Origin of the sequence: Myxosarcina sp. GI1 (assembly GCF_000756305.1) — a bacterium.
GTDB lineage: Bacteria > Cyanobacteriota > Cyanobacteriia > Cyanobacteriales > Xenococcaceae > Myxosarcina.
This window is the reverse complement of sequence record NZ_JRFE01000022.1, coordinates 298,292-314,457: the sequence shown is the minus strand read 5'-3', so window position 1 is coordinate 314,457 and position 16,166 is coordinate 298,292. Positions and strand designations below refer to the sequence as shown.

The window sequence follows — 16,166 nt, the reverse complement described above, 5'->3', positions numbered from 1 at the left end:
GTGGTATTGGTGCTGATGAATTCGTGCTGAAAAAAGGTGCGGGAACCGATACAATTTTTGATTTTCAAGTTGGTATTGACTCGCTGATACTGGCATGAGGTTTAGACTTCAATAAATTGACAATTGGAACTAATGAAAATGGAACGAAGATTAGTTTTAATGAAACTCAAGAAGTTTTGGCGAATTTAATTGGGGTTGATGCTAGTAATTTGACTATGTCCAATTTCATCTAATTAAGTACATATTAAACCCCAAGAAGAGTCAGGACTTACGCACTTCAGCACTGAAAACCTTAATTTACCGTTACAAACTCGCTGCACAAACAACGTAATTTCGTTCAACTGCCTAAGTCCTGATTTAATTCATTTAAAAGTCAAATAAACAAACTTGGAGAAATCTTGAAATATTCTCCCAACTTCTTAGCCTGCTCTTTACTAATCGCTCTTTTACCGTTGACAATTGCTGAAATCAAACCTTTTGAGGAGCTTACAATACCCACTAGCTCGGATTGTTTGGTTTGACTAACTTCTAGAAGATGCTGCAAAATTTCGTGTGGTGGAAGATTTTGCCATTCTTTTAGATTGTAGTTAGCTTCTTCGTAATCTTCGATTAACTTTACTAGCAAACGTAGTAGGGCAGTTTCTTCAGAGGAACGATGCTTCTTTTTGGCAATCAATTTTTCCGCTACCGCAAGATTTTGTTCGTATTCTGCATCTGTTTCGATAATTTTAGGAATTAACTTAACCTCATCCAAAAGCTTGAGATAATTTTCTCGATTAATAGTAAGAATCATTCTTCCACTTCCCTTTATCATATTCAGCGTGAGTTAAAAAATACTTGAAATAAGCAACCTGTTCTTCGTAATCTATATCGAGAATCAAGCGATATTTATTTCCTTTGATATTGAACACTGTAAAGTTTCCCACTGCTTCTGCATCTCGATAAATTTGCTGTACATCAATTAGACTCTGCCACTGTGCTTGCTCGATGGTTTTACAAAATGCCTTAATTGTAGTAATAACATCTGGATATTTAGATGCAGCTTGTTTGAGCTTTCCAGCCGAAATTAAGTGCATTAGAATATATCATTAATTAGGTTTTCGTTTTGAAAACTTATTAATAATGTTTGCATATTGAAAACCCGATGTCAAATTTGAGAAGTTAAACTTGTATTCTCATAACTTCTGAATTTTAAAACCGTTTTTTAGTCGAGGAAACAAAAGAAGTAGCGATCGCCGCATCCACTGCGTTACTCCCTGCCCAAAACATCTCCATTCCTGCCAGAGTTGCTAGAGACTGACTAGTGGCTACGGCACAGTTTTTGCCAAGTACGGCTCGTCGCTGAGAAGAGTAAGGATATTGAGAAAGATCGTATTCCATAAGCTGACAGGCATTCGATTTAAGATTTTCGACTCGCTATTTTTATATATTTTGCAGCTTCTGTCATACTTTTTCCAATTTGTTCGATAACTTAAACCTCAAATTATCGTCTTACCTCCGTCGGCTAAAACCGCCGCACCGTTAACAAATTGAGCATCGTTGCTGGCTAAAAATAAAGCAACCCTAGCAATTTCTTCGGGAGTACCTAGTCTTCCTGCTGGAATAGAGGCAATCGCAGTTTTAGCTTCTGCTTGAGGTTCTGGGGATAGCTCGAACTCCGAGCGCAACATTGGCGTATCGATCGGTCCTGGGCAAAGAGCGTTAACTCGAATTCCTCGATCTGCCCATTCTGCTGCTAAAGCTCTTGTCAGAGCAATGACAGCGCCTTTTGTCGCGCAATAGGCACTGTATAAAGGTTGCCCCACAACTCCCAGTTCGGAGGCTGTGTTGATAATTGCACCTCCCTGTTGTTCTAGCATCTGAGCGATCGCGTGTTTGCAGCCAAAGAAAACCCCTTTAAAATTAATGCCGATTAAGCGATCTAGATCGGCTTCAGTGGTTTCAATGGTGGGTTTGACGATAGATATACCTGCATTGTTATGCATGATATCCAAACGACCGAAAGATGAAACGGTTTTGGATATTATCTCTTTAACTTGACTTTCCTGACTGACATCGACCGCTAAAGCCAGACATTTACCGCCTACTTTGGCGATCGCCTCTTGAGTTTTTATAGCTTCAGTCTCGTTGATATCGGCAGCAATTACGGATGCTCCTTCAGCAGCAAAACACTTTGCCGTTGCCCTACCAATACCCGAACCCGCACCAGTAATTAAAGCAATTTTATTTTTGAGCCTCATAATTATCTTAGTGCTTGAAGTAGCAAACGTTTTTGCTCGATAAACTTGCGAGTTAGTTTGATTTCTAGATCTCGTCTTGCGGGTAAATCGATCTCAATTGTCTCTTTGAGCCTACCTGGATGCGCCGACATAACACAAATTCTCTGCGCTAAAAAGATTGCTTCTTCCACATCATGGGTAATCATTAAAATCGTAGTATGAGTTTTATTCCACAAATCGAGCAAAAATTCCTGCATCTGTTCCTTAGTTTGAGCATCTAAAGCCCCAAAAGGTTCGTCTAAAAGTAAGATTTCTGGTTCGTTAGCCAAAGCACGAGCGATCGCAACTCGCTGTTTCATGCCGCCAGAAAGTTGTTTGGGATAAGCATTGGCAAACTGAGTTAAACCAATAATTTCGAGATAGTAGCCAATAATCTGCTTGCGCTGAGTTGGAGAAATTTTTTTGAGTTTTAAGCCAAAACCAATATTATCGGCGACTGTCAACCAGGGAAACAGAGTATAGTTTTGAAACACCATCCCTCGATCCGCACTCGGTCCTAATAATTCCGTACCGTCGAGAGAGACTTTACCTGTTGAGGGAGGCAGTAAACCAGCAATAATGTTGAGTAAAGTAGATTTACCACAACCAGAAGCACCGACAATGCAGACAAATTCACGAGGATAAATATCGAAGGTGATGTTATCTAGTGCTAAAATCTGTTTCTGGGGTTTGTGTGTTTGTCGATTGATACCGTTACTATGAAAAGTTTTAGAGAGATTACGTACTTCTAATTTGGGCTGGAGAGAACCCGATTGTTGAAGTGAGACTGATTTGGTAATAACATCGTTAGATCCAGATTTCATTGGTTTAGCTAATAAAAACAGTTATTTATCTCAAACTGATTGCACTGGCGCGATCGCAGTCTTCATAAACATTTCGCTGGTAATTAGAGAATTACGCTGTAAATATTGCATCGCTTTTAGTGCCGCTTCGTGAGCCTCCCAATCCGAACCCGCACAGCAGTCTTTAATTACGTAAAAGTAATAATCTCTTTGATGAGCCTCAGCAACAGTGTAATGGACACAAACGTTAGTCATTGTACCCATGACTACCAAAGTGTCTATTTTTAGGCCTCGGAGTAAAATTTCTAAATCCGTACCGAAAAAGCAACTGTAGCGTCTTTTGGCGATCGTATATTCTCCATCGCGGGGATACAGTTGGGGATGAAAATCCGTTCCCTGCCAACTTTCCAAACAGTGAACGGGTTCGCTGCCGTCTAATTCCCGTCCAAAATCCACCATTTCTTTACGATGCACTTCCTGAGTGTGAATGACGGGCAAACCAATTTCTCTAGCTGCTGCTAATACCCGTTTGGCTTGTGGCAAAACCGCCTCTGTACCAACTAACTGTAAAGCACCCCCATCGAATACATCAGCCTGAAAATCGATGATTAGTAGAGCCGTACCATTGCGATCGAGCTTAAAATTCATTTCAGTTTTTAACTTTTAACTTTTAACTTTTGACTTTTAACCCTTATTGTTCCGCCCATGGTAATGCCAGCTTATAAAATAGCTTAAAACTATAATCTAGCAGTAAGCCAATAATGCCGATGATTACAATACAAAACAAAACCTTATCGGTATTCAAAAACCTTTGCGAATAAATAATTTTGAATCCCAAACCGTTTTGGGCAGCAATCAATTCGGAAATTACCAAAAAGTTCCAAGCCCCTGCGACATTTACTCTCAAGGTATCAATAATACTAGGAACAACTGCGGGCAAAATGACGCGAAATACCAAATTGAAGCGGTTTGCACCTAAAGTATAGGCAGCATTAAACATTTCAATGGGAATGAATTTTACTGCATCGGCAATCATGATCGCGTTGTAAAACACAATGCCCAAGAAAATAATCAGAACTTTAGAAACTTCTCCCAAACCCGCCCAAAGGACAATTAACGGCATAAAAGCGGCGATCGGCATATAGCGAACCACACCAACAATCGAACCGAATAAACTTTCCATACTATAAAACGTTCCCATCGCTATTCCCAAAGGAATTCCGACGATCGCAGCTAACAAAAAACCTGCCAAAACTCGACCAAAGCTGGCAGCAATATCGACGATTAAATTTTCCGATTTAAACATCTCAATCCCCGCTTGCAATACTGCTACGGGAGTAGGTAAAAATTGCGGATTGACTAATTCGTTGTAGCTGAGAAACGACCAAATAGCTAAAGGTACGACTAAAGCAACAATAGTTAGCAGTAACTTTAGCCATGCAGGAAAACCCTGACGGATACTCCAAAAAACCGAAGGACGTAAATAGGGGGTATGTGATTTGTTCATTTGTTTCATTAACCAAATTATGTCGAACAATATGCAACGCGGCATCCTTTTGAACTCGTTATATTGAACATTGGTAAATGATGAATGCTCAACTCGCGAGTGCTTTAGGCGAGGAAACCTCGCCAAGGTCGCTCGTCAATGATAAATGTTTACCGATCTGCTCGAACAGATTGAATAAACTGAGGTTCGAGAAATGTTGCCATGTCGGGAACTGCTTGAATTTCTCCCTGGTCTACTAAAAACTCTCCCATAGCATTAAGAGAATTGAGAATATATAGATCGCTGTTAGTATTTGCCAGCATCTCCAAGTTTGTCTCCGCTCCTGGTAACTTAATCCCTTCTAAATCTTTAGCCAAAGCTTCGGGGGTGACTTCTAATTGAGCGGCAGCGATCGCAATTGCTTCATCTCGATTGGTTGCTAAAAAATCTATAGCTTTAATAATTCCTGTAATAAACGCTGTTGCTGCTTCGGGATTTTCTTCAATGTATTGACTATCTAAAATATAAAAATCGGTAATTGCTGTAGGCATCTTAGACGAATCGTAAATAATTCTGCCGTCTGATTGTGCTTCGTTGGCTTGAGATAAAAACGGTGCGAAGCTACTGGCAATATCCACATTACCTGCTTGATAGGCTGCTGCTGCCGTTGGCGCATCGGCATTAACGATTGTAATATCATCTTCACTCAAACCAGCCTCTTTTAAGACCTGTAGCAAGAAAAAATGACCCACTGCACCCTGTTCGACCGCTACTTGCTTGCCTTTAAAATCGGCAATACTGGCAACACTATTACGAGCGAGAATGCCATCGCCGCCAGCCGAATTATCCTGAACTAAAACTATTTTGTAGTCTTTACCTTTATCGGCTAATAACACGACTTCTGACGTAACGGCAGAAATGCAGCCATCGATCCGATTGGCTAAAAATGCTGCCATATAGTCGGTATTTGCGCCAAAGATTTGCAGATTGACATCGAGATTATTTTCGGTAAAAAAACCTTGTTCTTTAGCAATATAAAAAGGTGTCAGCCCGATCCAAGTTACTCCACCTAAAGTCATCTTCATCATCGAATCCGATCTGGCAACAGGAGAAGTCACGCTATGTAGAGCAATACCGCCAGCCATTCCAGCCATTAACTGTATCGCTTTACGTCTAGAAAATAAAAAGTTATCTGTCATTGGTTATTAGTTTTTAGTCATTAGTTGTTAAATGTTTAATGTTCGATAATCAATGTTTACGGAGGAGTTAATAAAGAGACGCCAATTCCACCAGTAAAAGCTTCAGTTTCCCTATTTTCTGCATCTACATCACCCTGTCCGCCAAACAAACGAGCGATCCGAAAGCGATGGTAGTTACTGATAAGCTGAGGTAAAGGTAAGAGATTTTTTGCCTCGTCGCCATAAAGACTCTGATGTAATTCTGGCAGGCGATACCAGGGACAGCGCATGTCGTGATGATGGGCATTGTGGTAGCCAAAGTTGAGGTAAAGCAAGTTCAACCATGGATATTTCTGAGAAACAAAGTTAGAGTAAGTATTTGCCTGTTCGTAAAGACGATCGCGCCTATTAATTTCTTCTCCTGCGATCGCGTATTCATAAGTGTGGTGAAAAGCATCAGCCAAACGAACCAAGTTAATAAAACAGATGTATGCCAAAAAATAAAGTAACAGAGCTTTTACAGAAATGAAAGCCACAATTACAGCTAAACTGCCTCGATACGCCAGAATTGCCAGAGTTCGTCCCCGTAAATGTCGTTTCTGATGATTCTTAAACGGTGCAATTATCAACCGCCAACGCATAATAAATGCAAATACAGGAAAGTATGCCCACTCTAAAGCTACAAATAAATAGCGAATTGGCTTAGGTAGATCGTTAAAGAATTGGGCAATATCAAAAGGTACTAAATCAGCGCGATCGATATGATGGTTGATATGATGTTCTACCACATCTTCATAAGGTGCATAGCAAGCACCATTGATATGAGTCAAAATGCGTCCGAAAATGCTATTATGATTGCGCTGCTTAAAAATATTGTCGTGAAGCAACTCATGAATTAGGTAAGCTGAAAGCACCAAACTATGAATTGTTAGAATTACTCCAATAGCATTCAATAGCCAGTTTTGAGGGAACAATAAAGCCACACCCAATAAATAAACTACACCTACATAGGTGATGAGCAAACTATTGAGCAAAGCAAGATTGAATTTTGTGGTTAGAGTATTAGTTTCCATCGAACTTTTTTCTATTTAACGTCTGATGTGAATCAAAATGAACGAATAAATTAAATAAGTTGAAACACAAAGAATTACGTAATCCCAGATCTACAATAGTTAATCTTTCAAAGATTAAAAGGCTAATAGCTACAAACTAATAAGTTTTCAACGAAGCTTCTTGGTGAGCATTCCCTTGCGGATTGAAAATTCCGCGGGGTCTCACCGCTAATTCACATTAAGCGTATTTAATAAACCGTTTCTAATTCAGTCTTAGCTAAATTTTGTTGCTGATGATAACGTGCAATTTCTTCGCAGGTAGTCAGCCACAGCCCATCAAGCGATCGCATATAGTCAATTAATTTTTCTAGCATCAAAACTCTAGCTGGTCTACCGATTAGTTCAGGATGCATCGTCAGAACGAATGCTCCTCCATAGTGGTGCATTCCTGTGACTTCTTCCTGCCATAGTTGCAAAGCTTTGGCGCAAGTCTCAATGACACCGCTACCGATAGGAGGGTCCATGTGAAAAGCAAACTGTTCCCAATCATCATTCGTCCAATGCACGGGGATTTCTACTAAATCTCCTCTTGGTGTAGAGATGGTATAGGGAACATCATCATCCATTAAGGAAGAATCATAAACTATTCCATGACTCGCCAAAATTTCGGGAGTACGCTGATTGACATCCCAAAGGGGTGAACGATAGCCAATAGGTCTACGTGAGGTAATCTTTTCTAAGATGTCGCAAGTTTTAATCAGTGCGGTTTCTTCTTGAATCGTATCGAGGTCAGATACTTTTTCATGTAAATAACCATGTACCCCGATTTCATGACCTTCATCGCTAATTCTTTTAATCAAATCTGGATACAACTCTGCGGTATAGCCAGGTACAAAAAAAGTTGCTCGTACCTCTTGTTTTTTCAACATCTCTAAGATGCGAGGTACACCTGTTTTGGGTCCATAACGCCCCCAGGACATCGCCGATAATCTTTGAGACATTCTGGGATCGCTTGCCAGTATGCCCGACTCTCCATCTACATCAAAACTTAAAACAGCAGCACAACGCCGATTTTTAATCCAACTATATGTCACGATCGCTCACCTTTTCAAATCGTTTTACTTAATCTACTTACACTATTTCGTAAGTAGATTAAGTAAAACTCCATTTGTTTTATGTGATTTTTACTACGAAATTATTTTTGCTATTTTTTATTGTGGTTATCTGAAACAATGTATTTATTAATTACGATTATTTGAATTTAGTAGTGAGAAATTTAGAATTAGATCGTTTAGATCGAGATATTATCAATTTGCTTCGTGTTGACGGTAGAATGTCTTTTCGCGAAATTGCCCAACATTTAGATATACCCGAAGCGACTGCCCGTTATAGAGTGCAGCGTCTACTCAGTTCAGAAATTATTAAAATATTGGCTTGGCCCAATCCTGCACTAACGGGAAACGCTAACTTTATCATTGTCTGGTTGACAGTAAAAAATACTTGCGTCGAGACTGTCGCCGAAACTTTATCTCAGTTTGAAGAAGTACGATTTGTAGCGATTACAGCAGGACGCTATAACATTGTTGTAGATGTCTATTTTGGAGAACACGAACAACTATTTGCTTTTTTTCAACAGCTTCATGAAATTCCAGGCATTATTAAATATGAATCTCAGACAATTTTGAAACTACTCAAAGCGGAATACAAATATACTTTAAGTTAGATGCAGAAGAAATTAGTATTAATAGATGTAAATTAACCAAATCTGAAACAAAAAAACAAAAACTATTTTTATCGTAAGGTTTAAAAATTTAGTCTCAAAAGAAGATCGAGCTAAACCAACAAGATCGAGATACAGAAGATACAATTCGTATTTTATGTGAAGGAGAAACCGCTCTTTTAGAAGGAGGTTATCCTGCTGCTACTATTGCTAAGAACCATCATTCTCCATACATCAATCTCATTCGCGATGCAATCGCGAAAAAAGAATCAATCTTTAACCAATTTTCAGAATTACTTCTGTATCGACCAAAACCTTTGTCAAATCTACAATTTGCAAGATCGCGACAAAAGGGTATATGATTAAATCTGATTCGGGATGTGGCGCAGTTTGGTAGCGCACCGCTTTCGGGAAGCGGGGGTCGTGGGTTCAAATCCCGCTATCCCGATATACAATAAAAAGCTTTCTATCGCTCCCTCTCGATCGAAGATATTAGCTATTGTTTTGATTTGGTCATAGTAATTTATATCCTGAAAGGATAATAAAAATAAATAGTAATATATGTTTATAGATAGCTGTCAAAATATACTATACCTATATTACTTGTATTAAGCGTGCGACCCTATCATAAAACCAAAAAAATAGATTTTACTAGTGTTTATCCGTGTCCTTGCAGGCGACGGGGAAATCTCAAGTCGATTGTTTTAACAGAAGCATTAGGGTGCGATCGCTGCCAGCAAATTTTTGTTGTCAAAGAAAACGGTCAAGTAATCGAACAGTTATCCTCGATATATCATAAAAAAGCTTGGCGTTGGACGGGATATCGTTGGACTAATGCCTATAGCCGTTGGTCACAAAACTATTTATCGGCAGTTTTGGGAACCACTATTTTTTTAGCCGTAGCGGCTGCGGTTATTTTACCCATTCTGTTGCATTGGCTTTCGGCTCAGAGTATTATTTTTTTGGCAATAGTTCTGTTAATATCAGTAATCCTACTAACAATAATGCTTTGGGTAATTTATCGGCATTAATTTAAGAAAGATGCAGACTTCATCAAATAAAATTGTAGCTATAGTCGAGCGATCGCGACAAGCCGCAGAACAATTAGCTTGGACTTCGGGATTAATGCGTCGTCAGGGAGTAGAAACCCTGGCAAAGGCATTGAATAATAGCTTCGATGAAATTTTAGAAGCTAATACTATCGATTTGGAAATTAGCCGCGATATGGCGGTACCAGAAATAATCGTCGATTGGTTGAAGTTAACGCCAGAAAGGCTGGAAATTGCCGTAAAAACTTTAAAACAGTTAGCAAAACTGCCAGATCCTACCCGTAAATTGATTAATGCTCCCTATCAGTTAGAACCATCTCAAACATACTGTCAATTAATGTCTTTGGGAGCTGTTGCTTTTGTCTATGAAGCCTTCCCCGAGCTAGCGGCGATCGCAGCAGGAATGTGTCTGAAATCTGGCAACAGCATTATTTTGAGGGGCTGTAGCACTACCAGTAACACCAATCATACGATCGCGCAAATTATGCAAAATGCGCTGTCATCTACAAATCTTCCCCTGGGGTGTTTAGAAGCTATTTTTCCCGATTCTGGAACTTCAATTCAAGATTTAGTTACTCAAGACCAGTATTTAAATTTAATTATTCCCTATGGTCGTCCTAGTCTAATTCAGCAAGTTGCAGAACAAGCTACCGCACCCGTTTTAAAAACCGCAATTGGTAATTGCTACTGCTACTGGGCTGAAAGTGGTAGTTTGGAGTCATTGCGCCACGCAATTATCGACAGTCATGCCAGCGAACCCGATGCAGTCAACGCTATTGAAAAAGTTTTGGTCCATCGAGATAAAAAAGTTCCTTATATACAATCTTTATTTAAAAGTTTGCAGGAAAAAGGTTTCACACTCAAAGGAGATAATACTTTAGTAGAAGAATTTCCCGACTATTTAAAGCTAGCTTCACCGTTAGAATGGCAACAACCTTATTTGAATCGAACTGTTGCTTTTCGCTACGTTGACAATTTGACTCAAAGTATTTCTTGGATCGATCGCTACAGCAGCCACCATGCCGATTGTATCTTTACCGAGTCATATCAGGAAAGCCGACAATTCGTTCAGGGTGTAGATACGGCTTTGGTTTATATCAACGCTTCTCCCAGATTCGATCGCAATCCTAATAATGGCGAAAGCGTATTTTTGGGAATTTCCAATCAAAAAGGTGCCAGACAAGGCTTGATTGGCTTAGAAACCTTTACGACTGTCAAACAGGTAGTACAGGGATAGAGAAAGTAAAAAGTCAAAAGTAGAAAGTAAAAAGTAGGAAGTAAAAAAGGGTAATAGGTAATAAGTAATAGGTTTCTATCTGGTAGAGAGACAAGCTGATTGCACTATCGTTGGAAATGAATAATTTAGTTGGTTTAAAATTAAATCTTTAACTAATATAGATTTTAGCTTTAGCATGGCAGCTTATCCCCAACGTATAGAACCCCAACCAGGTCAAGAGTCTGTATGGGATTATCCCCGTCCGCCCCGTTTGGAGCGATCGCCCAAACGAATTAAAGTAATATTCAATGGTGTAACTATTGCCGATAGTTGCAATGCCTATCGTGTCTTAGAAACCAGCCATCCGCCTACATACTATATTCCGCCAGAGGATATACAAAAAGAACATTTTCAACAGGTACCTGCCAAACGTTCTTTTTGTGAGTGGAAAGGAGTCGCTAACTATTACACGATTATTGTCGGTGACAAACAGGCGACCTCAGCAGCCTGGTATTATCTTCAACCCAATGAAGCTTTTGCGCCAATTAAAAACTATGTGGCTGTTTATCCTAGTAGAATGGATGCTTGCTATGTTGATGAAGAATTAGTTCGCTCTCAGGCAGGAGACTTTTATGGCGGCTGGATTACTAGCGATATAGTTGGACCTTTTAAGGGTGAAGTAGGCACTAGAGGATGGTAAAATGTTAAATTTCTGGTTGATTTGCGTCGGTGTTTTGTTTGTTTTAGCCGAATTTGGGCTATGGATTAAAGATTTTATTTTGCCTTTACCGATTTATATTTTGGCAGGAGCATTTTTAGCACTTGCCTCTAACTACGAATCGGGAATTATAAATCTTTTTAGACAGCAGGATGTTTCTACTTTAGATCCTATTTCACAAACTGCTACTTTAATCGATAAAAGTGAATCTATAGAATCTAATAATGTTGGTACTTCAACTTTACCACCAACATCTGAGGAACACAAAACTAAGCTATTAAACAATAAACAAATATAAATAATTATTTGTCAGACAAATCGTTCTCAAAACTCCCAATTTTTATATGTCTTTCGATTCAGGTTCTCAATTTCTTGCAGCGACTACAGATGTTAGTATAAAGTCTGCCGATTTAACTAACTGCGATCGCGAACCAATTCATATTCCTAGTTCGATTCAGCCACACGGGGTTTTATTGGCAGTTTCGGCTTCAGAATACAAAATTTTGCAGGTTAGTTTAAACACGAAGCAAATACTGGGGATAGAGGCTACAAGTTTATTAGATAAACCTTTGCAAGAGCTATTAGGAACAGAAATAGTAGAAAAAATCAAGCATTGCTTGTCCAAAGCCTTCGAGCTTGTCAATCCTTTGCCAATTGAGTTCGATCGCAATGGTTCTACTGTAACTTTTGATGGAATCGTCCATCAAAATGGAGAAATAGTTATCGTCGAATTAGAACCAAGTGCGGCTACCATTCCTTCAGACTCAAAAGAAAGTTTTCAGTGCGTCAGAATCGGTGAAGACAGTTCTGCAACTCAACCCCGACAAAAAGTCGATTTTTTCAATTTTTATAAATTAGTCAAAAAACCGATTGAAAGAATACAAAATACCAATACTTTAGATGAGTTATGTAACGCGATCGTTGAAGAAGTTAAAAAAATAACGGAATTCGATCGGGTTATGGTCTATCGTTTCAATGATGAAGGTGCGGGGGCGGTAGTGGCTGAGGCTGCTGAGGAAGGACTAGAGCCATTTTTAGGTTTATACTATCCGACTACCGATATTCCCCGACAGGCAAAATATCTCTACACTCTCAATTTTATCCGTACGATTCCCGATGCCAACTACGAATCCGTACCCATAATTCCTGAGTTTAATCCTCTGACCGATGAACCTTTAGATATGAGTATGTCGGTATTGCGTAGCGTGTCGCCTTTGCATACCGAATATCTAAACAACATGGGCGTAGCCGCTTCGATGTCGGTATCTTTGATTAAAAATAAACAGCTTTGGGGTTTAATCGCCTGCCATCACAATCGACCAAAAAAACTTTCCTATGAAATTCGGACTGTTTGCGAGTTTATCGGACGAATAGTTTCGATTGAATTGAGTGCTAAAGAAGAAAACCAGGACTTGGACTATAAGATGAAGCTCAAGTCTATTCAGTCACAATTTATTGAAACTATTTCCCATGCCAGCGATTTAAAAACAGGTTTGACTCCAAACCACGATCGTTTACTCAATTTAGTTGGTGCTAGTGGTGCAGCCTTATTTTTAGGTGAAGAGATTATTTTAATTGGCAATACTCCAAACGAAGCAGCTATTGCAGCGATGCTTCCCTGGTTAGAAACACAATTTGGCAATGAAGTCATTTATGAAACCAACTCTTTAGCCTTAGCTTATCCTGCTGCTGAAGGTTTTAAAGAAGTTGCCAGTGGTTTACTGGGGCTACTAATTTCTAGAGTCCAAAAAACTTTAATTATCTGGTTTCGCCCCGAAGTCCTTCAAACTGTCACCTGGGCTGGTAATCCTAACAAACCAGTCGAAATAGACCGAACGGGAACTTTGCGACTATCTCCTCGTAAATCTTTTGCTAAGTGGCAGGAAACTGTAAAGTTGAAGTCTTTGTCTTGGAAAGTTTGTGAAATAGAAGCTGCTTTAGAGTTGCGTAGCTCTATTGTGAGTATCATACTGCGAAAAGCCGACGAATTGTCTCAGGTAAATAGAGAATTAGCTCGTAGCAACACCGAACTAGATTCCTTTGCCTATATTGCTTCTCACGATCTTAAAGAACCACTACGAGGAATTTATAACTACTCCAGTTTTTTGATTGAAGACTACGGCGATACTTTAGATGAAGAAGGAATAGACAAGTTGAATACTTTAATGCGGTTGACTCATCGCATGGAAAACCTGATCGATTCCTTACTACAATATTCCCGCCTGGGTAGAACAGAATTGCAAATTCGTTCTGTAAATCTCAACGTTTTAGTGGCGGGAGTTCTCGATTTACTTAAAATTAGCAAAAGAGACAAGCAAGTAGAGTTTAATATTCCTCGTCCTCTACCCACAGTAAATTGCGATCGCACTCAAGTCAGCGAACTGTTTACCAATTTAATCAGCAACGGTATAAAATATAACAAAAACACTAAAAAAATTATTGAAATTGGCTATTTAGACGAAGACGATGCTATTGTAAGCGAAAAAATGCAAGAATATTCTAATAGATTCGAGCTTCCGACCATTTTCTACGTTCGAGATAATGGTATTGGTATTCGCGAAAAGCACCTAGACACAATCTTTCGTATTTTCAAACGCCTACACGGTCAAAATAAATACGGCGGCGGTACGGGCGCGGGACTAACCATTACCAAAAAAATTGTCGAACGTCACGGGGGCGAAATCTGGGTAAAATCCGTCTATGAAAAAGGTAGTACCTTTTACTTTACTTTGCAGCAATAGTTTACATGAAACAGGAACGACCATTATTAATTATTGAGGATAGTGACGAAGATTTTGCAGCTTTAACTAGAATGATGAATAAAGCCAAAGTTTCTAGTCCTATATATCGCTGTGAGGATGGGGAAGAGGCACTAGAGTTTTTATATCACCAAGGAGAATATGAAGATGCAACTTTGTCTCCTCGTCCTTCCCTAATTATCTTAGATTTAAACTTGCCTGGTACTAATGGCAGAGAAGTCTTAGCCGAACTAAAACAAGACAACACTCTTAAATCGATTCCAGTGATTATTTTTTCGACTTCTTCTAATCCTAAAGATATTAATGCTTGCTATCACTACGGTATTAGCGGATATATTGTCAAACCTATGGGAACTAATCGCTTGAATGAAATAGTACAAACTTTTCTCGATTATTGGTTTCAAACTGTAGAACTACCCGATCGCTCATTTGACTAATTTCCTACAGTATATCTGTGCGATCGCCCGTGAAAAACTTTCTCTTACTGATAAAACTATCGATAACCCTTCTCTGGGCGATTGTTATTTTTAGTTGTGTGGCAGTAGAACCCGCCTACAGTAGAGGGGGTGGCGGTGGTGGCTGTTTCGGTAAAGAGACTTTAATTTTAACGCCCGACGGTAACAAATCGATCGCACAGTTGCACCCAGGCGATCGCGTGGTTAACTATAGTTTTGCCGCTCATCATCAAGATAGAGGAACTATTGGCAAGATCGAAGTTATAAACGCTTCAGATTATTATTTGATTAATAATAAAACTAAAGTTACTGCTACTCATCCTGTTTATGTAAAAACAAACGAAGGAATCGAACTGAAAAAAGTTCAAAACCTCAACACAGGCGATCGCTTAATAAACTTAGAAAATTTACCGATAACCATTTCCAGTATCGAACATATCAAGCGATCGCTATCCGTTTATAACCTAATGGCGATCGAGCCAAATAACAATTTTTACGCCGATGGTTTTTTAGTTCACAACAAAGGTGGTAGCGGTGGTGGTGGAATTTATGGTTATAGAGGAACTAGAAATAAGAATTTATTTACTTCCAGATTTCCTGCACAGAAGCATTTCAGTACCCTGCTTTTAAAACCAAGTCTTGGATCTTATTTAATTTTCGTTCCTAGTAACGGAAAGGCATATACAATTCAAGAAAAGCCAATTCAAGGAATAATAATTTTACTAGTCTCATTATTTACATTTATTTGGCAATTTTTATTTAAAATATTATTTTTTATATTGTCGAGCTTTATTGCTTTATTATTTTTGAAAAAAGTATCAGACAATTTGATTCGCTTTTTTAGCAAAAAATTTACTGACAATTCCGAACTGATTGAATTTACCATAAACGTTAATTCAAACTTTAAAAATAAATATTCCGTTTGGTATGTTGAAGATGACCAAATCTGGAAAGTAATTTCGCCTCAAATAGAGATATCAGAATCAGAATACAGCCAGAAGATCGACAAAACCGAATTAATCGAACGAGTTTCAAATCTATTTTGGCGCTACCAACACGATTGGACTGTCAAAGATTTTGAATCGATGAGCGAATATGTTGTCGAACCATTTTACTCAAGGCAAAAGCGAATTTTTAAAGAAAATTTTGGCAACAACTGCGATATTGTCTATGATTGCAAACTGTCTGAGATAATACCGCTTAAATTTGAGACGAAAAATGAACAATTTACTTTTCGCGTTCAAATTAATGCAGAAATGGTTAATTTTAAACTTTCCGCAGCAGGATACGTGCTTAGTGGTAAAGCCGATCCGCGTGCTTTTAGCGAGTATTGGGATGTTGGATTGGATGCAAAAAACAATCTTTATTTAATCAAAATCATGCAGGTAAATAAAACGTAATGAGCGATCGCGGAGCAATATTTTTTTATAATACCGAATGCTTTCCAACATATTTGAATACAAAAAGCAAGT

The 16,166-nt window shown here is 38.8% G+C and carries 17 protein-coding genes, 1 tRNA gene and 1 pseudogene; 9 read left to right on the top strand and 10 right to left on the bottom strand.

All coding sequences use genetic code 11. The features are described from left to right. Positions 1-373: 373 nt before the first annotated feature. The 10 genes and pseudogenes from KV40_RS16830 to KV40_RS16785 all read right to left on the bottom strand — a co-directional run bounded on the left by KV40_RS16830 (position 374) and on the right by KV40_RS16785 (position 7,871). Complete coding sequence (locus KV40_RS16830) at positions 374-793, bottom strand: type II toxin-antitoxin system HigA family antitoxin (RefSeq protein WP_036483819.1); 420 nt, start codon at positions 791-793, stop codon at positions 374-376. Then, positions 777-1,076 carry a type II toxin-antitoxin system HigB family toxin gene (locus KV40_RS16825; RefSeq protein ID WP_036483816.1) on the bottom strand — a complete coding sequence of 100 codons (300 nt, stop codon included), beginning with the start codon at positions 1,074-1,076 and terminating at the stop codon, positions 777-779. The genes KV40_RS16830 and KV40_RS16825 overlap by 17 nt, the downstream gene beginning before the upstream one ends. 145 nt (positions 1,077-1,221) lie before the next feature. Next, a pseudogene (locus KV40_RS16820) lies at positions 1,222-1,380 on the bottom strand (gamma-glutamyltransferase); the annotation flags it as partial. 98 nt (positions 1,381-1,478) lie between these two features. Continuing rightward, positions 1,479-2,240: an SDR family NAD(P)-dependent oxidoreductase gene (locus KV40_RS16815; protein WP_036483810.1), complete on the bottom strand. Its 762-nt coding sequence runs from the start codon at positions 2,238-2,240 to the stop codon at positions 1,479-1,481. A gap of 2 nt (positions 2,241-2,242) precedes the next feature. Continuing rightward, on the bottom strand, positions 2,243-3,082 hold the full coding sequence (locus tag KV40_RS16810) for an ABC transporter ATP-binding protein (protein ID WP_036483808.1): 840 nt from the start codon (positions 3,080-3,082) through the stop codon (positions 2,243-2,245). A 30-nt stretch (positions 3,083-3,112) separates the two neighbouring features. After that, entirely contained in the window at positions 3,113-3,709 is a 597-nt protein-coding gene (locus KV40_RS16805; protein ID WP_036483805.1) for a cysteine hydrolase family protein, read from the bottom strand. A gap of 43 nt (positions 3,710-3,752) precedes the next feature. Then, positions 3,753-4,568 carry an ABC transporter permease gene (locus KV40_RS16800; RefSeq protein ID WP_156114059.1) on the bottom strand — a complete coding sequence of 272 codons (816 nt, stop codon included), beginning with the start codon at positions 4,566-4,568 and terminating at the stop codon, positions 3,753-3,755. 149 nt (positions 4,569-4,717) lie between these two features. Then, entirely contained in the window at positions 4,718-5,746 is a 1,029-nt protein-coding gene (locus KV40_RS16795; protein ID WP_036483801.1) for an ABC transporter substrate-binding protein, read from the bottom strand. A gap of 56 nt (positions 5,747-5,802) precedes the next feature. After that, complete coding sequence (locus KV40_RS16790) at positions 5,803-6,798, bottom strand: fatty acid desaturase (protein ID WP_036483800.1); 996 nt, start codon at positions 6,796-6,798, stop codon at positions 5,803-5,805. Between the two features lie 227 nt (positions 6,799-7,025). After that, positions 7,026-7,871, bottom strand: a complete 846-nt coding sequence (locus tag KV40_RS16785) for a polysaccharide deacetylase (protein ID WP_036483797.1) — start codon at positions 7,869-7,871, stop codon at positions 7,026-7,028. A 173-nt stretch (positions 7,872-8,044) separates the two neighbouring features. On the opposite strand from KV40_RS16785, the gene KV40_RS16780 reads away from it, so the two are divergent. The 9 genes from KV40_RS16780 to KV40_RS32235 all read left to right on the top strand — a co-directional run bounded on the left by KV40_RS16780 (position 8,045) and on the right by KV40_RS32235 (position 16,094). Continuing rightward, complete coding sequence (locus KV40_RS16780; protein WP_253274286.1) at positions 8,045-8,500, top strand: Lrp/AsnC family transcriptional regulator; 456 nt, start codon at positions 8,045-8,047, stop codon at positions 8,498-8,500. Between the two features lie 371 nt (positions 8,501-8,871). Next, positions 8,872-8,945: transfer RNA gene (locus KV40_RS16775), tRNA-Pro, on the top strand. A gap of 166 nt (positions 8,946-9,111) precedes the next feature. Beyond that, a complete protein-coding gene (locus KV40_RS16770; protein WP_036483791.1) occupies positions 9,112-9,528 on the top strand; it encodes a hypothetical protein in 417 nt (138 codons plus the stop codon). Between the two features lie 10 nt (positions 9,529-9,538). After that, complete coding sequence (locus KV40_RS16765) at positions 9,539-10,783, top strand: glutamate-5-semialdehyde dehydrogenase (RefSeq protein WP_036483787.1); 1,245 nt, start codon at positions 9,539-9,541, stop codon at positions 10,781-10,783. Positions 10,784-10,958: 175 nt separating this feature from the next. After that, positions 10,959-11,462, top strand: a complete 504-nt coding sequence (locus KV40_RS16760; protein ID WP_036483784.1) for a DUF427 domain-containing protein — start codon at positions 10,959-10,961, stop codon at positions 11,460-11,462. Between the two features lies 1 nt (position 11,463). Continuing rightward, complete coding sequence (locus tag KV40_RS16755) at positions 11,464-11,778, top strand: hypothetical protein (RefSeq protein WP_036483782.1); 315 nt, start codon at positions 11,464-11,466, stop codon at positions 11,776-11,778. A gap of 46 nt (positions 11,779-11,824) precedes the next feature. Then, positions 11,825-14,221, top strand: coding sequence for an ATP-binding protein (locus KV40_RS16750; protein WP_036483780.1), 2,397 nt, complete (start codon positions 11,825-11,827; stop codon positions 14,219-14,221). A gap of 5 nt (positions 14,222-14,226) precedes the next feature. After that, the gene (locus tag KV40_RS16745) at positions 14,227-14,676 is read left to right on the top strand and encodes a response regulator (protein ID WP_036483778.1); all 450 of its coding nucleotides are present in this window, start codon (positions 14,227-14,229) and stop codon (positions 14,674-14,676) included. Between the two features lie 29 nt (positions 14,677-14,705). Beyond that, a complete protein-coding gene (locus tag KV40_RS32235) occupies positions 14,706-16,094 on the top strand; it encodes a Hint domain-containing protein (protein ID WP_052055701.1) in 1,389 nt (462 codons plus the stop codon). Positions 16,095-16,166 lie beyond the last annotated feature (72 nt).